This window comes from Nocardia sp. NPDC101769 (genome assembly GCF_044766925.1).
In the GTDB taxonomy this organism is placed as follows: Bacteria; Actinomycetota; Actinomycetes; order Mycobacteriales; family Mycobacteriaceae; genus Nocardia.
The window spans coordinates 38,089-56,815 of sequence record NZ_JBIWMX010000042.1; the positions used below are offsets into that span (position 1 = coordinate 38,089).

At 69.2% G+C, this 18,727-nt stretch carries 13 protein-coding genes and 1 pseudogene; 8 read left to right on the forward strand and 6 right to left on the reverse strand.

The features are described 5' to 3' along the window. Positions 1-39 precede the first annotated feature (39 nt). The 4 genes from ACIRRA_RS40220 (at position 40) to ACIRRA_RS40235 (ending at position 5,329) form a co-directional block, all read left to right on the forward strand. Positions 40-1,506, forward strand: a complete 1,467-nt coding sequence (locus tag ACIRRA_RS40220; protein ID WP_402779720.1) for a glycoside hydrolase family 5 protein — start codon at positions 40-42, stop codon at positions 1,504-1,506. A 186-nt stretch (positions 1,507-1,692) separates the two neighbouring features. Then, the gene (locus ACIRRA_RS40225; protein WP_402779696.1) at positions 1,693-3,153 is read left to right on the forward strand and encodes a flavin-containing monooxygenase; all 1,461 of its coding nucleotides are present in this window, start codon (positions 1,693-1,695) and stop codon (positions 3,151-3,153) included. 100 nt (positions 3,154-3,253) lie between these two features. Then, positions 3,254-3,586: a transglycosylase family protein gene (locus ACIRRA_RS40230; protein ID WP_402779698.1), complete on the forward strand. Its 333-nt coding sequence runs from the start codon at positions 3,254-3,256 to the stop codon at positions 3,584-3,586. A 345-nt stretch (positions 3,587-3,931) separates the two neighbouring features. After that, on the forward strand, positions 3,932-5,329 hold the full coding sequence (locus ACIRRA_RS40235; protein ID WP_402779700.1) for an FAD-binding protein: 1,398 nt from the start codon (positions 3,932-3,934) through the stop codon (positions 5,327-5,329). A gap of 22 nt (positions 5,330-5,351) precedes the next feature. Here ACIRRA_RS40235 and efeB read toward each other — a convergent pair whose 3' ends face one another. The 3 genes from efeB to ACIRRA_RS40250 form a co-directional block, all read right to left on the reverse strand. Further along, positions 5,352-6,581: an iron uptake transporter deferrochelatase/peroxidase subunit gene (efeB, locus tag ACIRRA_RS40240; RefSeq protein ID WP_402779702.1), complete on the reverse strand. Its 1,230-nt coding sequence runs from the start codon at positions 6,579-6,581 to the stop codon at positions 5,352-5,354. Positions 6,582-6,609: 28 nt separating this feature from the next. Further along, the gene (gene efeU / locus ACIRRA_RS40245; RefSeq protein ID WP_402779704.1) at positions 6,610-8,700 is read right to left on the reverse strand and encodes an iron uptake transporter permease EfeU; all 2,091 of its coding nucleotides are present in this window, start codon (positions 8,698-8,700) and stop codon (positions 6,610-6,612) included. Between the two features lie 334 nt (positions 8,701-9,034). Next, positions 9,035-9,517, reverse strand: coding sequence for a GtrA family protein (locus ACIRRA_RS40250; protein WP_402779722.1), 483 nt, complete (start codon positions 9,515-9,517; stop codon positions 9,035-9,037). A 309-nt stretch (positions 9,518-9,826) separates the two neighbouring features. On the opposite strand from ACIRRA_RS40250, the gene ACIRRA_RS40255 reads away from it, so the two are divergent. Further along, the gene (locus tag ACIRRA_RS40255) at positions 9,827-12,025 is read left to right on the forward strand and encodes a phosphocholine-specific phospholipase C (protein ID WP_402779724.1); all 2,199 of its coding nucleotides are present in this window, start codon (positions 9,827-9,829) and stop codon (positions 12,023-12,025) included. 50 nt (positions 12,026-12,075) lie between these two features. On the opposite strand, the gene ACIRRA_RS40260 is transcribed toward ACIRRA_RS40255, so the two are convergent. Both ACIRRA_RS40260 and ACIRRA_RS40265 read right to left on the reverse strand, forming a co-directional pair. Continuing rightward, a complete protein-coding gene (locus ACIRRA_RS40260; RefSeq protein ID WP_402779706.1) occupies positions 12,076-12,828 on the reverse strand; it encodes a hypothetical protein in 753 nt (250 codons plus the stop codon). 6 nt (positions 12,829-12,834) lie between these two features. Beyond that, complete coding sequence (locus ACIRRA_RS40265) at positions 12,835-14,283, reverse strand: lipase maturation factor family protein (protein ID WP_402779708.1); 1,449 nt, start codon at positions 14,281-14,283, stop codon at positions 12,835-12,837. Positions 14,284-14,567: 284 nt separating this feature from the next. Here ACIRRA_RS40265 and ACIRRA_RS40270 point away from each other — a divergent pair, with 284 nt between their 5' ends. Both ACIRRA_RS40270 and ACIRRA_RS40275 read left to right on the forward strand, forming a co-directional pair. Further along, positions 14,568-16,856 (forward strand): hypothetical protein, encoded by a 2,289-nt coding sequence (locus ACIRRA_RS40270; RefSeq protein ID WP_402779710.1) that lies wholly within the window; start codon positions 14,568-14,570, stop codon positions 16,854-16,856. Next, positions 16,853-17,500: a response regulator gene (locus ACIRRA_RS40275; RefSeq protein ID WP_402779712.1), complete on the forward strand. Its 648-nt coding sequence runs from the start codon at positions 16,853-16,855 to the stop codon at positions 17,498-17,500. Before ACIRRA_RS40270 ends, ACIRRA_RS40275 begins: the two co-directional genes overlap by 4 nt. On the opposite strand, the pseudogene ACIRRA_RS40280 reads toward ACIRRA_RS40275, so the two are convergent. Then, positions 17,497-18,123 (reverse strand): annotated as a pseudogene (locus ACIRRA_RS40280) (DNA polymerase domain-containing protein); the annotation flags it as partial. The gene ACIRRA_RS40275 and the pseudogene ACIRRA_RS40280 overlap by 4 nt on opposite strands. 99 nt (positions 18,124-18,222) lie before the next feature. On the opposite strand from ACIRRA_RS40280, the gene ACIRRA_RS40285 reads away from it, so the two are divergent. After that, positions 18,223-18,727: hypothetical protein (locus ACIRRA_RS40285; protein WP_402779714.1), on the forward strand; the 505-nt coding region annotated here is incomplete at its 3' end.

Here is an 18,727-nt window from a genome sequence, read left to right on the forward strand (position 1 = left end):
TCCTCGCGATTTCGCGCCAGGGAGAGGTAGGACATGCTGATACGAGGTCGAGTTCTGGCGTCCGTCGTCGCGGCGGCGCTACTGTTCACCGGCCTCACGGTCCGGGAAGCGACGGCCGAGCCGGGCGGCTGGACTCTGCCGCAGCTCACCGTCGCCAATGGCGCCATCGCCGATGTCACCGGGCGCACGGTGCTGCTGCGCGGCGTGAATGTCAACCAGCTCAACGACTACGCGCAGAACGATCCGGCGCTACCGGCCGTCGCACCGCTCGACCGGACCGACTTCGCGCAGATGGCGGAGCTCGGCTTCAATGTGGTGCGGTTGAACCTGGCCTGGTCGGCGCTCGAACCCACCCCCGGCGCGTTCGACCCGGCCTACCTGGCCCGCATCCACACCGCCGTCGACGACGCCAAGGCCAACGGCCTCTACACCGTGCTGGACATGCACCAGGACGCCTGGGGCAAGGCCGTCGGGTCACCCAAGGGGCAGAGCTGCCCGCCCTTCATGAAGCCCGGCATCGGCTGGGACGGCGCGCCCGCGTGGGCGACCCTCACCGACGGCTGGACCACCTGCAACTTCGGCGGCGTCCGCGAGACCGCGCCCGCCGTGGCCCGCGCCTTCCAGAACTTCTACGACGACACCCAGGGCATTCAGGGCCACCTGGTCGACACCTGGGCGAAGCTGGCCGCCGAGTTCAAGGACGAGCCCGCGATTGCCGGATACGACCTGCTCAATGAACCCAATCCCGGCCTGCGCGACCCGTTCTCGGCCGCCGACCAGCTGGGCAGGTACTACCAGCGGGTGATCGCCGCCATCCGGCAGGCTGAGCGCGGCAGCCTGCCGCACCTGGCCATTTTCGAGCCCAGTGCGATCTGGTCGGCCATCGGCATCGATGCCACGCCGCCGGCGCACTACATCACCGATCCGCTGGCGGTGTTCTCTCCGCACCTGTACAGCGAGTCCATCAATATCGTGAACGCCTTCCCGACCATCGAGGTGGGCTTCAAGATCGCCCTCGACGCCGCCGTCAAGTACCGGGTGCCGGTGTGGAGCGGCGAGTGGGGCTGGTTCGGGGATCCGAGTTCCGATGCGGCCAAAGTGGATCGGTTCGTGGACCAGCTCGATGCCAATCGCATGGGCGGGTCGTGGTGGTCGTGGAAGCAGGCCTGCGGTGACCCGCACACGGTGCGCGACGGCAATACGAACAAGCCGCAGGGCAATCTCAACCGCATCTCCTGCCCGTCGGGCGCGTCACTCGGCCAGGCCGCCGGGTACGCCCGGCCGCTGGCCCGCGCCTACCCGCGCGCGGTCCCCGGCACTCTGAGCACGGTCGGCGCCACCGGTTTCACCGGTACCGGCACCGGCCGGGTGGAGGTCTGGTACCCCGGCTCGGCACGCCCGAATGTGCAGTCCACCAATGTTTCCGACCTCACCCTCACCCAGGTGGCGGGCGGCTGGCAGCTGACCGGGAACACCGTCGGCTCCTACTCGATCAAGCAGAGCTGAGGGTCAGGACCGAGGACGAACCCGGACCTCCCGCACCGCGCCGGGATGTTCACGCATCACTACGGGGCCGCTGACGCTGATCGCGGTGCCGTCGCGCCACCACCCATCGCCGGCCGATTGACATACCTACCGGTTCCAAATACCGTCAGTATTTGAGTTCTAGGGGTATCCAACAAGGAGGTTGGGATGGGTGCGGCGCGGCGGCCTCGCATCGTGATCATCGGAGCCGGAGTATCCGGCATCGCGAGTGCGATCACGTTGCAGCGCAATGGTTTCGACGACTTCGCGATCCTGGAGAAGGGGTCCGATGTCGGCGGGGTGTGGCATTGGAACCACTACCCCGGACTGACCTGTGACGTGCCCTCTCAGCTGTACCAATTCGGGTTCGCGCCGAAGCCGGACTGGTCGCACATCTTCGCGCACGGGCCCGAGATTCAGCGGTATCTCGCCGATGTGGCCGAGCAGTACGGTCTGCGGCCGCATCTGCGGCTGAACTCCGAGGTGGTGGCGGCGACCTTCACCGGATCCGGGTGGCTTGTCGAGACCGGCGACGGGAGCCGGTACGAGGCCGACTTCGTCATCGCGGCCACCGGCGTGCTGCATCATCCGGCGGCGCCTGATCTGCCCGGACTATCCGAGTTCACCGGCGAGGTGCTGCACACCGCGCGCTGGGACGACAGCGTGGTGACCGCCGGACGGCGGATCGCGGTCATCGGGACGGGTTCGACCGGCGTGCAGGTGGTTTCGGCGCTGCAACCGGAGGCCGAGCACGTCACGCACTTCGTGCGCAGCCCGCAGTGGGTGATCTGGGCTCCGATGCAGATCCCACAGCCCGCGATCGTCGGCGCGGTGCTGAACCGGCTGCCGCAGGTGAATCGCGCGCTCTACCGGGCAGGCATGACGGGGGCCAAGCTGTTCACCGACGTGGTGACCCGGCCGAGCTGGCGGCGACGGGCGGTTCAGGAGTACGCACGGCTGAGCTTGCGCGCGCAGATCTTCCAGCCGGAGCTGCGCGAACAGCTCACGCCCGACTACGAGCCGCTGTGCAAGCGGCAGGTGTTGTCCGGCACCTACTATCGCGCGCTGCGCGCCCGCAATGCCGAGCTGATCACCACGGCCATCGAGGAGGTGACCCCGACCGGTATCCGTACCGCCGACGGCCGCCACCACGAGCTCGACCTGATCGTCCTCGCCACCGGCTTCCGCGCCCACGACTACATGCGGCCGATGAATCTGACCGGCCGCGACGACATCTCGATCGACGACGCCTGGGCGAACGGCCCGCGCGCCTACCGGATGACCGCGATTCCCGGCTTCCCCAACTTCTTCACGGTCCTGGGCCCCCACTCCCCCACCGGTTCCATTCCGCTGCACCACGCCGCCGAGGTGACGGCCCGCTACATCACCCGGTGGATCCAGCGCTGGAGCGCAAGCGAATTCGACACCGTCGAGGTCACCGAGGACGCCACCGACCGGTTCGAGACCGAGGTCTCCGCGGCCATGGGCCCCACGGTCTGGAACACGGGCTGCAACTCCTGGTACTTCACCGAGGGCGGCAGCATCGACCTGCTCCCGTTCGACCGCGCCACCATGGAATCCATGCTGTCCGAGCCCGACCCCGCCGACTTTCACCTGCAAACCATCTAATGACCAGGTAGACACAAAATTATCGATCCTTAGCAAATCTTCAGCTACTATCGGGTGGTTGTCTTTCCTGCGAGTTCGGCTACCAGGGCGGAGATGCGCCATGATCGGACAGCACTCGTTTCGAAGACCTACACACCTTCTTGCTCTCGCTGTTGGAATTACGGCCTTGACCTGCGGGCCGACCGCCACCGCACTCGCCGCCGGGTGGCACGACTGGGATGCCGTCGTCCAGTGCGAGGCGGGCGGGGATTGGGGGGCGGATACCGGCAACGGCTACTACGGTGGCCTGCAATTCAGCCAGGGCACCTGGAATGCGTACGGCGGCAGGGGGAATCCCGCCGACGCCAGTCGTGAGGAGCAGATCCGCATCGCGGAACAAATCCTCGCCTACCAGGGCCCGGGCGCATGGCCCAGCTGCGGGGCCTATCTCTGAAGCCACTGCTCTCACTCCGAGGCCACTGCTCCTCGAAGTTCACGACCTAGAGCGACACGCAAGCAATTCGGTCACGGTTGCCTGTGAGTTGTCTTAGGCGTAGGTCGAACTCATGCCTCGCCACCCGGGTGGTCGGCACAATTACCTGGCGGCTGTTGATCATCCGCAGGAAATTGCGGCGAACCACACATTGTTGACGTCCCGGGCAGGCGTGCATCTGTTGCCCGCCATGGTTTTCCGGCTAGCACCGAGCCTGGAGGGCACATGCGCAGAGTGAGATCCGTACGGGCGACGGATGCCAGCTTCTCGCGAGGCACATTTCTGTGTGGCGCACTGGGAATCGCCTTGGCCGGGTGGGGATTCACCGGCCTGTCCGATGCCGATCCCGTCTCGATCGCCTCCGGACCCGGTGCGGCCAAACCGAATTGGAGCAGGCTGGAGCGGCTCATCCGCGGCCGCGTCGTCCGGGTCGGCGACACCGGCTACGAGACGGCCAAGCAGGTCTTCAACACCCGCTTCGACAGCGAGACACCCAGCGCCGTGGTGCAGGTCGCGTCTACCGCCGATGTCGTCTCCGCCATGAGTTTCGCGGCCGAATACCGCCTGCCCGTGGCCGCTCGGTCCGGCGGGCACTCCTATGCGGGGGTGTCGACGACGACCGGCGCGATGATCATCGACGTCCGGCAGCTCACCGGCGTGAGTGTCGATGCGGGACAGGCGGTTGTGGGGCCGGGTCACACTCTGTACGACGTCTACAGCGAACTCGACAGGTCGGATCTGACCATCCCGACCGGTATGTGCCCGGACGTCGGTATCAGCGGACTCACCCTCGGCGGCGGACTCGGCTTCGAATCCCGTGCCTACGGTGTCACCTGCGACCGGCTCGCCGGGGCGACGCTTGTGCTGCCCGACGGCACCGTCGCCGAAGTCTCGGAGACCTCCCGCCCGGATCTGCTCTGGGCGCTGCGCGGCGGCGGCCCGCTGTTCGGCGTGGTCACCTCGCTGACCTTCGACACCTGTCCCGCGACATCGAAAGACCTGGTGCGCCTGACCTTTCCCGGCGAAAGCGCGGCGCAGGTGATCGCCGGCTGGTCCACCTGGCTGCAGTCCGCGGACCGCTCCCAGTGGGCCGATGTGAGCATCGACGCCGACGGCAACGGCAGCCTGGACTGCTGGATGCAGCTGGTCTGCCCGGCCGGATCCGGCGGGCAGGCCGCCGCCGCGCTGACGGATGCGATCGGTCTGCAACCGTCGACCATCGACACCCAGACCCTCGATCACATGGACACCATCATGTATCTGGCGGGCGGCAGCCCCACCTCACCGCGGGCGAGTTTCACCAACGGTTCCGACGTCGTCTCCGAGCTCACCCCCGACGCCATCGCCCGCATCATCGAAGCCCTGACGATATTCTCGCGCGCGGGCGGCACCGGCTGGGTGCAGATCAACACCCTCGACGGCGCGATCCGCGATACCGCGCCCACCGCCACCGCCTTCCCCTGGCGCAACCACGCCGCCCTCGTCGAATGGGGTGCCTACCAACCGATCCCGCACGACACCGCCCAGGCCTGGGTCACCGCCGCCCACCAGCTCTTCGCACCGGTCTCGGTGGGCGCCTACGCCAACTACCTCGAACCCGGCGATCCCCTCAGCCGCTACTACGGACAGAACTATCCGCGCCTGGCCGCGCTGCGCCGAACCATCGACCCCGGCAACCGAATCCATACCGTGCTCACCGTCTGACCCGGGCTCGGGCGGTGCCGCATCAGCTCAGCAGGGTGCGGGCGTACCAGTCCTCGGTGTCGGTGACGCCGGGGAGGACGAAGAAGTAGCCGCCGCCGAAGGGCTGGACGTAATCGGTCAAAGGCTCTCCGGCCAAACGGGTCTGGATGGCCTCGAACTGGCGCTGGACGTCCTGCTGGAAGCAGGTGAAGATGTGCCCGGTGGCGAGATTGCCGTTCGGGTCGACCCCGAGGTCGTAGTTGTAGGAGCGGCGCAGCAGCTGCTGGCCGGCGGTGTCGGGGGTGCGGGGATTGGCCAGGCGGATGTGGGCGGTGGCGGGGGTGACGGTGGCGTCGGGATCGGCGGCGTAGTTGGGTACGTCGAATTCCTTGGTGCCGTCCAGGGGTGCGCCGGATTCGCGGCGGCGGCCGAACATGTTCTCCTGCTCCGCGATCGAGACGCGGTCCCAGAACTCCACCAGCATGCGGATGAGGCGCACCACCTGGTAGGTGCCGCCCCGGGCCCACGCCGGCTCCTGCGGGCTGTCGGCCCAGATCAGGGCGGCGGCGTCGGAGCCGGTCGGGTTGGCGGTGCCGTCCTTGAAGCCGAGCAGATTGCGGCCGGTGCCGGACGGCCGCGGCGGGGAGTTGTAACCCTGTATCTTCCAGCGCAATTGGATCCCGCCGCGGGTGTGGCGGGTGAGATCGCGGATGGCGTGGTGAATGGTGTCCTGGTTGTGGGCGCACAGCTGCAGCAGCAGATCACCGTGCATCCAGGCCGCTTCCGGAGAGTCGTCGGGGAAGATCCGCATCGGCGTCAGGTGCGCGGGCTTCTGGGACGCCAGCCCGTAGCGCTGATCGAACAGGCTCGCACCGACACCGGTGGTGACCGTCAGCCCGTCGGCCGGAATGTCGGGGCCGAGGACGGCGCTGTCGGCGGGCGGGTGGCTCGGGCCCAGATCCCGCGGCGGGCCATCGGCGGTGAGGACGCGGGCGCGTTCGGTGAGCGTCTGCATCAGGTCGGCGAGTTCGGCGCGGTTGGCGGCGGTCACGTCGAACGCGGCGAAGCAGGAGGCGTTCTGGCGATCGGCCGGAGCCGGGGTGAGAATGCCCGCCTGATGTGCGCCGTGGAACGGGTAGGCCGGTGTGGTCGTGGCCTGCCCGCCCGCAGCGGCGTCCACGCGGGCGCCCTCGGCGAGAACGCCCGCGGTCAGGGCGGTTCCGGCGGCGCCCGCGGCGGCGCCGGAGAGGAAGCGGCGGCGGCTGACAGTCATGGTGATGGCCTCGGTCCTTCGTAGAGAGTCAGTTCGCTTTGGTTTCCAGCAGCCGCGGCACCCGGTCCAGCGCTTCCAGGGCCGCGCCGATCGCGGCGAGCACCGCCTGCCGGGCCGCCTGCGGCGTCTGTGCGGGCGCGCGCCAGCGGCCGTTGTCCTGGGTGGTCAGCAGGGCGGCGCGCAGCCGGTCCAGCTTGGTCCCGAGATCGGTGCGCAGCTGCGGGTCGCGCTCGTCCAGCGGGACGGCGAGCTGATCCAGGACGGTGCGGGTGACCTCGACATCGGCCAGCGTCGCCGGATAGGCCGCGCCCGCACCCTGATCGTCCAGGCCCGAAAGGTGGTCGCGCAGTGCGTCTTCCAGGATCTCGTGGGCACGGACCGGCAGGGTGGCCGGATCACCGGCGATATCGGTGCCGGTCAGCTTGTCCCCGATCGCGGCGATATCCGCGGTGAGCTTGTCGACCACGGGCAGCAGCCGATCCGGGCCCTGGCCGTGCCAGAGGCCGTACTCGAGGCGGTGCAGACCGGTGAATCCCGGATCGTTTGCTCCGTCCGGCAGGCCGCCGGGCAGCCCGTCGACCGCGGTCCCCGCCTCGCCGAAGCTGTTGTACGACGCGCCGACCCGCTCCCACTCCTGCAGCGCGAGCAGCCAATCGGCCTGCGCGGCGGGGATATTGTGTGCCCGCAGATCCCGGCCGACCGTGCCGACGGCACCGGTCAGACGGGTCAGCACGCCCCGCACGTACGCCTGGTAGGCCTCGTTCGGCCCGTGCAGTTCGCTGGCGCGCGCGGGTTTGAAGGCCGGGGGCGCGTCGGTCTGCGGACCGCTGGCCTGCACGCGTGGCGAGGACAGCGACGGGCGGCCCGACATCAGGCAGACGATGGTGTAGCTGCCCGGATTCAGGGTCGCGGTCAACTCGGCGGTGGTGCCGGGACCGATGTTCTCGATCTCACCGGCCATCGCTCCGTCCGCGTCGACCAGATCGATCTCACCGGACTTGCCGGACGTGTTGCGCACCGCGATGGTCTGGGTGCCGGTATGCGCCGAGGTCCATTCCGGCGCGCACGCATCCGCGGTCACGGTGACCGTGCGCGTGGTGTTCGAACCGCCCGAGGGCAGCAGGGCGATGGCGGTGCCGGCCGCCAGCACCGGGACCAGCACCAGGGTCGCGCCGACCAGTACCGGACGCGGACCGGCGATCCGCTCCCACCAATCCGCGTGCGCGGGCTCGGTTTCCGGCTTCTTCTCGGTGGGCTCGGCTTCCGGCTTCGCCGCCGGCTCGGCCTCGGTCGCGGGGGTGCGACCCGCCCTGACGAACAGCGGAATCACGGTGGCCAGGTAGGCGATCCACACCACCACCTGCAGCACCGTCATCTTCGGCGACAGGTTGGTGATGCCGGTGATGATCGAGACCCACCACGAGTTCGGGTCGATGCGTGCGGTCAGGTCGAACGCGATCCAGCGTGCGCCCGGCAGCCAGCCCGCCTCCTGCAGATCACCGAGGCCGTAGGCGAGCACACCCGCCGCGATCACGATGAGCAGCACGGCGGTCCGGTTGAAGAAGACGCCGAGGTTCAGCCGCACGGCACGCCGGAACAGCAGCCGGCACAGCGCGATCGCGATACCCAGTCCGAGGGCCGCGCCGACCAGCGGGGCCGCCGTCGATCCGGCCGCCTTGATGGCCGTCCACACGAACAGCGTGGTCTCCAGGCCCTCGCGCCCGACGGCCAGGAACGCCGTCACCGCGAGCACGCCCGCGCCCAGTCCCGCGGCCCGCGCGACTTCGCCGCGCAGCTGTCCCGACAGCGAGGCTCCGGTCCGGCGCATCCAGAAGATCATCGCGGTGACCAGGGCCACGGCCAGCACGCTCAGCACACCGGCGACCGCGGCCCGGGCCGAACTGGTCAGTGCGGCAGTCGAATACGTCAGCACGGCGGCAAAACTCCCCGCCACCGAGACCGCGCCGAGTACGCCCAGCCAGACCGGCGCGGTCGAGACCGGGCGGTCTCGGGTAGACAGCCGGCGCACGGCGGCCAGCAGGATGGTCACGACGAGCCCCGCCTCCAGGCCCTCCCGCAGACAGATCAGCAGATTCGGCACAGCCTCGGCAACACTCACAGCCGCCAAGGTAAGCCATACCTACATGCCAGTCCATCCCGGCACCGTCGTCGGCCGGTCGCTCACATGGTCATTCCGGGCATCAGGCCCTGCTGATGCAGCCACATCATGATCGCGCAGCACACCCGCATCACCGGCGACTGCATATCCATGGTGTTCATGTCCATTGCTCTCAACTCCTCGAACCCGGGCCGGACACACTCGCCGACCGCGTCGAATATGACGATCACACCGAGCGCCCCGCCGCCATCAGGGTCCGAGGACCTGATCTCGCTGGCCGAAGTTCCCGCCCGCGGGCTCGGGTGTCCTCGCGGATGCCGCCCGGCCGGTTCGGTTACCGTCCGAGCGTCCCGGTCCGGAAGACGAGCAGCCGCATCGACGCGTACATGAACAAACCCTCGCCGAGACCGCCGAGGACACGGGCGATCCGGTAGTCGATGCCGAGGGCGGCCACACCGCTGGTCACGCCGAGGATGAATACCAGGTAGTTCACCGCGACCACCACGACATAGACGGCGACCTGCGGACCGACCGCGGCGTGCGACTCGAAGTTGAGGATCCGATTCAACAGATAGCTCGCGCCGAATGCCGTGCAGTAGGCCACGGTCACCGCGATCGGCAGCGCCAGCCCCGCGACCCCGTGCAGGGCGGTCAGCACCACCAGATCCAGCGTGAAGGTGAACCCGCTCACCAGCAGATAGCCGACGAAGGTCGGGGCCACGAACCGGCCCAGCCCGAACGGCAGCCGCGCCACCACCCCATCGCACACCAGGTGGAACCAGCGCACCGCGCGCGCCGGGCGCGCCTGTGTCTCCATCCGCACGCGACCACCGTGGCACCTCTAGATGACCCCGAGGTGATCCTCTGACCAACTTCATTGGGCCGATTTTTCGGCGACGGCACCTCCACCATCCGCGCTTATAGCGAAAAGCGCTGGCCAGGACACGTTTCGGGCGCTGCGAACCCGCGGGCCTGCCGGTAGCGTCTGCGGCGCCGCGATGGCTGCGGACAGACGACGGATCGGAGACTTCTGATGGGGCGTGGATTCGCCAGGACGAATCGGCGAACGGTGCTGGGGTCGATGCTGGCCGCGGGCGCGGCGGGAGTGACGGGGCTGCCGGAGGGCATGGCGGAGGCACTGGCGGAACCGGGGCGCTCGGGCTCCCTGGATCAGGTCCAGCACGTGGTGATCCTCATGCAGGAGAACCGATCCTTCGATCACTACTTCGGAACCATGAGCGGCGTGCGGGGTTTCGGTGACAAGCGCGCCCTGCGGCTCCCCGCCGGCGGCTACGACCCGATCCTGCAGGCGGCCATGGACACCGCCCTCGCGGGCGGGCCCGGGACCGATCTGGGCAGCGGGTCGGCGGGCACCGGGAGCGCCAGCGGATCGGCGAGCGGTTCGGGCAGCGGATCGGGCAGCGGGAGCAGCAGCGGGTCGGCGGGCGGCGACAACCGGGACGCGTTCCATCAGCCGGATGCCTTCAGCAGCACCGGGTTCCTGCTGCCCTGGCATGTCGACACCAGCCGGGTGGACGGGCAGGATCTCGGCGATCTGGCGCACGACTGGAACACCACGCACATGGCGTGGGCCGACGGCGCCTACCACTCCTGGATCGCGGCCAAGTCCAAGATGACCATGGGCTACTTCACCGAGGCCGACATTCCGTTCCATCGCGCACTGGCCTCCGCATTCACCATCTGCGACCACTACTTCTGTTCGATCCAGGGACCCACCACACCGAACCGCCTGTTCCACTGGACCGGCACCATCGACGCCGCCGGCCGGGCGGGCGGCCCCGCCGTGTCCAATCCCCCGGACTACCGGCCCGTGTACACCTGGACCACCTATCCGGAACGCCTGCAGCAGGCCGGGATCTCGTGGCAGGTGTACGCCGACTCGCACAGTGGCGGCGACTTCCTCGCCGACTTCGGCGACAATCCGCTGTGGCTGTTCCGCGCCTATCACGACGCGGCGGCCTCGTCCGATCCCGCGGTCCGCCAGCTGGCCGACCGCGCCAAGGTGACCACCACCGGCATGACGCCCGCGCCGGCCGGAACCGACGGCACCAATGTCGATTACGTGCTGCAGCAGTTCATTTCCGATTGCGCCGCCGGCACCCTGCCGCAGGTGTCCTGGGTGGTCGCGCCCGCCGGCTACTCCGAGCACCCCGCCTACCGTCCCGCCGACGGCGCCGCCTACATCCAGCGCGTTCTGCAGGCCCTGTGGGACAACCCGAAACTGTGGGAGTCGACGGTCCTGCTCGTCAACTACGACGAGAACGACGGCTTCTTCGACCATGTGGTGCCGCCGACCGCGCCGCCCGGCACCCCCGACGAGATCCTGCCGTCGCTGGAGATCACCGGCACCGACCTGAATTCCGGCTCGGCGACGCTCGGGCTGGCCTCGGGCTCGGCGACGATGGACACCCTGATCAGCCGGGCCGGGGCGCTGCTGGGCGGGCAGTCGCCGATCGGCCTGGGACCGCGGGTGCCGATGCTGGTCATCTCACCCTGGAGCCGTGGTGGCTACGTGAATTCCCAAGTGTTCGACCACACCTCGGTGCTGCGCTTCCTGGAGCAGTGGACCGGCGTCGCCGAACCCAATATCTCGGCCTGGCGGCGCGCCGTGTGCGGCGACCTCACCAGCTGCTTCGATTTCGGCAAGCGCGACACCAGCATTCCCACCCTGCCCGACGCCAATGCCGAGCGCGCTCGGGCCGCCGGTCAGAAGAACCTGCCCAAGCCGACCCCGCCCTCCCCCGCCGGACAGCAGATGCCGGTCCAGGACGCGGGCCGCGCCAAGGCCCGACCGCTGCCCTATCAGCCGGTCGCCTGGGTGGAGGTGGCCGGAAACGCCGCGACGGCCCGGTACGGCAACCAGGGCACGGTGGCGATGCCGTTCCAAACCTTTGCCTACCACGACAATTCGATCCGCCAGACCGTGGTGGCCCCGGGCGGCACCGCCCAGGAGCGATTCCAGCTCGGCGGCTCCTACGACTTCGCGATCCACGCCCCCAACGGGTTCCTCGTCGAGGCCGCGGGCACCGCCGACACCGCGGCCCTCACCGCCACCGCCGCTGTCGGTGGCACCGCCGACCAACCCACTTTCCTTGTCACCGTGAGCAATTCCGGCAGTTCGGCACTGACGGTCCAGGTGAGCGGCGGCTCCCCCATCACGATCGACGCAGGATCCAAACGCGATATCACCGCCCCGCTCGACCAGGGCTGGTACGACCTGACGCTCAGCCTCTCCGGAAACTCCAACTGGCGCAGGCACTTCGCCGGTCACCTGGAGACCGGCAGCGCGAGCAGCACCGCGTAGTCGCGGCCACACGGCCTTCGGATCCTGAGTCCAGGATCCGAAGGCCGGCTTCAGGATTCGAACGCCGCGGCGCGCCAGCCGGGTAGGGCGTCGGGGTTGGCCCGCAGGTATTTGAGGGACTGCTTCATATACACGCGGGGGTTGGTGTCGAGGTGGGCCGCCCAGGTGGGGCGAGGGTCGCCGCGCATGACCGTCCAGCAGGCCAGGGCGTACCCGTACATGGGCTGGGAGAGGTAGCCCAGGCGTTGGGAACGCCAACCGCGGCTGTTCTGCGAGAACTGGAAGGCCGCATTGGCGTTGAAGACGCCGAGGCCGAGGTAGACCGTGGCCAGATCGGTGAGTTGTTCGCCGTCGTGCCGGTCCGGTGCGATCCGCTGCTCACCGAGCAGCCGCTCGTGGGCCAGCTCGTGGGCGACGGTCGCCACCAGGGTGACCGGTGAGCGCAGGCGCGCCAGCTCGAGCGTCACCACCGCCCGCCCGTGCTCCAGCCGGTAGTGCCCGGCCTCACCGCGGACCGCGCCCTCCAGCTGCATGAGCTGGTCGGGCGGCGCCGCACCGGCCGAATCGAGTTCCACGACAATGCGATCCCGCCCCACCCCCATGTACCGGACCAGCCGCTCCACGACCGCGAGCGCCTGCGATTCAGCGCCCGAGTAGGTGTCCGGGAAGTAGTCGGAGGTCGGGAGGATGACGGGGGTGCGCAGCGTCCTGGTGCCGAATTGGGTGGCGCACCAGGACAGCATCTCCTCGACCCAGAGCCGTTCCACCTCCCCCACCGGGCAGCGCGGCCTGAAGAAACCCATGCCGCATTATGTCCGGGTCACGCGCGAGATGCGCGGTGAGAACATCGGCGGCGCGTATTCGCCGACCAGGGTGCGAACCCACCAGGCATGGGTCTCCAGCAGCTCGCGAGGACTGGTGAAGCGGTACTCGTAGAGCCGGGCGCGGACATAACGGGGCGGGACGTCCGGGAATGGATTGCGGCGCAGCAGCCGCACGGTGGCGGGGTCGTTGCGCAGCAGGCGCTGGAGGAAGCCGTCGAACCACGGCCGGGCATAGCTGGACGAGTGGGCCGCGAACCACATGAGCCAGTCCAGGCGCAGGTGGTACGGGGCCCACTGGCGGGGCAGCCGACGGGGGTCGCCGGGCTTGCCCTTGAATTCGTATTCGCGCCAATGGGTGTGTGCGGTGAGCGCGACTTCGTCGGTGCCCTCGACGACCACCTCGTAGCGGATGCGGTCGACGACGCCGAACGCCCCGAACGTATTGATCAGATGGAAAGGATTGTAGGACTGGTTCATTCGCTGCTGGCTCGACAGCATATTGCGGACCGGCAGGTAGCTGAGCACCACGGTGCAGGCCGCGAAGAAGAACACCGGCACCGTGAACCAGAGCGGCGAGTCCGGCAGTGCCGGCGGCGCGGGTATCGGAAACACCGTTGCCGCGGCGGAATCGGAGACGGCGGCCCAGGCGAGCACGATGACCAGCCAGTTGAGGAAGGCGAAGTTGCCCGACAGCACCAGCCACAGCTGCGTGACGATGATGATCCCGGCGGCCACGCTCGCGACCGGCTGTGGAGCGAAGATCCCGAAGGGCACCACCAATTGCGCCACATGATTGGCCCCCGCCTCGACCCGGTGCAGTGGCCTCGGCAGCCGGTGGAAGAACCAGCTCAGCGGGCCGGGCATGGGCTGGGTCTCGTGGTGGTAGTAGAGGCAGGTCAGATCCCGCCAGCACCGATCACCGCGCAGTTTGATCAGTCCCGCCCCGAACTCCACCCGGAACACCAGCCACCTGGCCAGCCACACCACCAGCACCGGCGGTGCCACCCGGTCGTTGCCGAGAAACGCGACCAGGAAACCGGCCTCCAGCAGCAGCGACTCCCACCCGAACGAATACCAGACCTGTCCCACATTGACGATCGACAGATACAGCACCCACACCAGCAGCCACACCGGCACGGCCGCCCACAGTGGCAGCAGATCCGCGGCCCCGGCCACCAGGGCCGCCGACACCGCCGCCCCGCCCCATGCCACCGCCGCGAAGAACCGGTCGGTGTAGTGCAGCTGAAAGACGCTCGGCGCCACCCGGAACGGCCGCCGCGCCACGAACCGCGGCACCGGCAGCATGCCATGTTCCCCGGTCAGCGCCGGGAACTGCCGGGCCGCCGCCACGAAGGCGATCAGATAGACGGCCGCGATCCCGCGCTCGATCACCTGCCGCGCGAACCAGTATTCCGGTGCGATGAACCACTCCATCCCGCGCCTCCTGCGCCGGCCGTGTCACCTCGGGCACTAAGTCCGTCCACTTGGAAGCGTACTCACCCCGCGCGCACCGGCCCGGATCGCTGACCCGGGCGGCCGTTGACTCCCCGCCCGCCAACGGCCGCGGGCGCAGCCGGTGTGCGGGCCGGACCCGCACACCCCGCTGCACGGTTCACTTTTCCGTAGCCCGACGGGTCTGTCTGTCGGATGTTCGACGGACACCCGGGCGTCCGCAGAGATGCCATGCTGGTTCGAATCCGGTTCGGTACCGTGACCGGGTGCTGCGCGAAGCCGACCCGACCCACGCCGCGGTCGCGCAGGAGGCGACGTGGCTGGCCATCCGGTTCCGGCACGCCGCCTGCCTGCTGCTCACCGTGGTGCATCTGGCCGGCGGGGCCGCCGACCCGGGCATGGGGCGGACGGTCACCGTGCTGCTGGCGATGTGGTCGGCCGGCCGGCTGTGGGGGCGGCGCCTGGGTCCGTGGTGGACCGCGGCCGATGTCGCGGTGGTGGCGATCTACCTGCTGGGCACGGTCAGTGTGGCCGCGTCCGGCGTCGGCACCGGAGACCTCATCGATGTGAAGGTCGTGGCGGCAACGGTGATCTCGGTGGGTATCGCTGAGCGGGTGCGGATATCGGCGGCGGTGACCGTGCTGGTCCTCGCCGCGCTCTACTGGGCCAATCGCGGTACGCCCGGTCTCACGCCGTGGCGCTTCCTGTCCGATCTGGCCGTCGCCTACCTGCTGGTGGAGTGGCTGCTCGCGGTGGGGGTGCGCCGGGTGGTGCTGCGCGCGGCCACCGTGCACGACCAGACCGTGACGGCGGCCGCCGACTCCCGCATCGCCGGCGAGGTCGCCGCGGCCAGGCGGCGCTACGAGCATGAGCAGTGGGCGGTCATGCACGACACCGCCGCGGCCACCCTGCTGATGGTGGGTCAGGGCGCGGCCGCCGATCGCGAGCGCATCGCCCGGCAGGCCGCGCGCGATCTCACCGTGCTGGAGTCGGGAATCCCGCTGCCGGGCGATGATTCGTCGGCCGACCTCTCGGAATTGCTGCGCGAGTTGACCGTCGAATGCTCGGCCCCGATCACCCTGTGCGCACCGGGTCCGCTGCCGATCCGCCGGGCGCTGGCGTGGACGGTGACCGCGGCAGCACGGGAGGCGCTCACCAATATCGACCGGCACGCCCGCGCCTCGAAGGTGGTGATCAGCGCCGGGCCCGGGGCGCTGCTGATCATCGACGACGGCATCGGATTCGACGGCGCGCCCGGCGAGGACCGCTACGGCATCCGGCATTCGATCATCGAGCGCCTGCGGGCCGTGGGCGGCGACGCTGAGGTCACCGGTACCCCTGGGCGCGGCACCGAGGTCCGGCTGCGCTGGCCGGTCGCCGCACCGGTTGCCGCCGAGGATCATTCGTTCGGCGCACCGGCGGCCGCCTCCGGAATCGACCGGCTCGGGCGCAGTTTCGGGTACGGCATGGTGGGCATCGCGGTCGCCGACACGCTATTGCAGTCGACCCTCACCGCTGCCGCGGCGACGCCCCCGGCGGCGGTGAACGCGTTGCTGATCGCGGTGAACGTGGCCTGTGCCCTGGCGGCGCTCGCGCCGCGCCGCCGCGAATCGGTGACGCTGGCGCTCATGGGCATGGCGATCGCCGCCTCGCTGCTGCTCGTTGCCCTGCTGCCGCCGGATGCCGTACTGGCGGGTGCGAACTGGTCGATCGGTGCGTCCGGCTGGGCCGTGGTGGCGCTGGGCTTCCGGCTGCCGCCGCGGCTGTCGCTGTCCGCGCTGAGTGTCTGGTGGGTCCTGGTGTGCGCGCTGGTGCTGGCCCGCGCGCCGGGCGTCGAAACCCTCACGGTGCTGGGGTATCACACCGCGGCCATCTTCTTCCTGCAGATGCTGACCGCCTGGTTCGCCGCCACCCTCGATCGAGCCACCCGGCAGGCCGCCGCCCTGCACCGGGAACGACTGCGGCACCGCACCGCCGACGCGGTCGGGCGCATGACCGAGCAGGAGTGCCTGCGCCGCTATCGCGAACTGCTGACCGAATTCACCCCGCTGCTGGCGGGTCTCGCCGACGGCACCCTGGATCCCGGGGACCCGGCGGTTCAGGCCGCCGCCCGCACCGAGTACGCGCGCCTGCGCCGCCTGTTCACCCAGCAGGACGGTCTCGGCCACCCGCTGCTGTCCGACCTGCGCACCGGGATCGACGCCGCCGAGCGGCGCGGGGTGGCGGTGACCGTCGAGGCGGACGTCGATGTCGGTCGCGGCATCGGGCCCGCCGACCGCGACCTGCCCGATGCGGTCCGGGGCCATCTGGTGGCGGCGACCCGGATCATGCTGGACGCCAGCCGTTCCCGAGCCCGGGTGGTGGTGACCGCGGACGCCGCGGGCTGTACCGTCAGCGCGCTGGGCGACTGCCCGGCCGACACGCTGAACCGCCTGTCCATGCTGTCCGGCACCGCCCTCGACGCCGCCGGCGCGGTGCACACCGAGGTGGTCACCGCGGGCGAATTGCTGTGGGCGCGACTGCATCACCGTTTCCAGGCCGAGGGGGCCCGATGATCCGCATTGCCATAGTCGACGACCATCCGCTGATCCGCGACGGCGTGCGCGGCTGGTGCGCCGCGGCCGAGCCGCGCATAGAGGTGGCGGCCGACCATCCGGATCCGGCGACCTTCCTGGCCGCGGGCGGTCCGGACCGCGGCGACCTGGACGCCATCGTGCTGGATCTCCAATTCGACCAGCGCGCACCGGATCTGAGCGCACTGGGGACGATCTGCGCGCATGGTCACCGGGTGGTGGTCTACTCCCAGTACACCGAACCCCACCTGGTCCGGGACTGCCTGGACCTCGGCGCGGTCACCTATCTGTCGAAAACCGAAGGGCGCGAGCACCTCATCGCCGCCCTTCACGCCGCCGCCGAGGTGCGGCCGTACCTGAGCCCGACCATGGCCCGGGCCATGAGCGCCGACGGCGATGACCGGCCGCGACTGTCCGGCCGGGAGCGCGAGGTGCTGCTGGCCTGGTTCCAGACCGAGTCCAAAGCCCTTGTCGCCCAGCAGCTCTACATCACGGTCGGCACGGTAAACACGTACCTGGAGCGCATCCGCGCCAAGTACGCGGCGGTCGGACGCTCGGCCCCGACCAAGGCGGCCCTGGTGGCGCGCGCCATTCGCGACGGCCTGATCACCACCGACGAGCTCTAGTCGCCGCCATCCTCGTCGAGGTCGACGTCGATCCGGTCGCGGTCGGCCCACTCCAGCAGCGGTTCGATGTCGAACACCGCCTCGTCGATGCCCGCGTGCAGGTCGCCGAGTTCGGCGTAGCGCGCGGGCACGGTCTTCATAGTGAAGTCGCCGGGGCGCACTTCGGGAATCTCGTTCCAGCGCACCGGAGTCGACACCGTCGCCTCGGGCACGCCGCGCACCGAGTACGCCGCCGCGATGGTGTGGTCGCGGGCGTTCTGGTTGTAGTCCACGAACAGCTGTGCCGGATCGCGATCCTTGCGCCACCAGGCGGTCGTGACGTCCGCGGGCGCGCGCCGCTCCACCTCGCGGGCGAAGGCCAGCGCGGCCCGGCGCACCTCCTGGAATCCGAAGCGGGGCGCGATGCGGACGTAGACGTGTAATCCCTTGCCGCCGGACGTTTTCGGCCAGCCGACCGCACCCAGCTCGTCGAGCACCTCGTGCACCACCCCGGCCACCAGCTGCACCCGCGGCCACGGGCAGTCCGGCATCGGGTCGAGGTCGATGCGCCATTCGTCGGGGAGTTCGGTATCGAAGCGGCGCGAGTTCCAGGGATGGAACTCGACCGTCGACATGTCAACTGCCACATAACTACACACACTCGCCATACCGTCTGACGTGCTGTGACTGTCAATACGCACAACATCGGCGTGTCCACACGCCCAGAGTTATACCTTTTCGCTATGGGTGCCAAGTCGAAACGGTATTGGTCAGGCTGGGTCCACTACGACCATGGTTGGAACGGCTACGACGAAGACGGTCTACATGTCGGTTTCGTGGGCGACGACCACACAGAGGCTCTCCACATCTTCGAAGAGAAGGTGTCTGAAATGCGTGGCGCTGGTGCATCATCACCGATTCGCCTGATCGAGATGTACGCATACGACGCCGAGACGGACACCCCGCCGTTGTTGGCCGCATCCTACTTCGACGCCGAACAAGAGCTGACCGAGGAAGAGACCTACGTCGCCCGGGTCCATGGGTGGCACGCCAACGTGGACAAGTTCAACGACAACGCAACTCGGAACGGCAACTGGTGGCGTATGGGCTATCCGGAGTGGGATACGGCACATGGACAACTGCCAGACAGTTGGAGATATTGTCAAATCCTGTGGATGAGGTTGTTTCAGGCGACTTCCGTTGCGCCTGAACGGCCTCCGTCCTTTGGGGTGATGTCGATGGGTCGTT

Bases quoted from the DNA above. Each gene is read 5' to 3' on its own strand.
- ACIRRA_RS40225 (WP_402779696.1), top strand. From the start codon at position 1,693: ATGGGTGCGGCGCGGCGGCCTCGCATCGTGATCATCGGAGCCGGAGTA.
- ACIRRA_RS40230 (WP_402779698.1), top strand. From the start codon at position 3,254: ATGATCGGACAGCACTCGTTTCGAAGACCTACACACCTTCTTGCTCTC.
- efeB (WP_402779702.1), bottom strand. From the start codon at position 6,581: ATGACTGTCAGCCGCCGCCGCTTCCTCTCCGGCGCCGCCGCGGGCGCC.
- ACIRRA_RS40250 (WP_402779722.1), bottom strand. From the start codon at position 9,517: ATGGAGACACAGGCGCGCCCGGCGCGCGCGGTGCGCTGGTTCCACCTG.
- ACIRRA_RS40255 (WP_402779724.1), top strand. From the start codon at position 9,827: ATGGCGGAGGCACTGGCGGAACCGGGGCGCTCGGGCTCCCTGGATCAG.
- ACIRRA_RS40260 (WP_402779706.1), bottom strand. From the start codon at position 12,828: ATGGGTTTCTTCAGGCCGCGCTGCCCGGTGGGGGAGGTGGAACGGCTC.
- ACIRRA_RS40265 (WP_402779708.1), bottom strand. From the start codon at position 14,283: ATGGAGTGGTTCATCGCACCGGAATACTGGTTCGCGCGGCAGGTGATC.
- ACIRRA_RS40275 (WP_402779712.1), top strand. From the start codon at position 16,853: ATGATCCGCATTGCCATAGTCGACGACCATCCGCTGATCCGCGACGGC.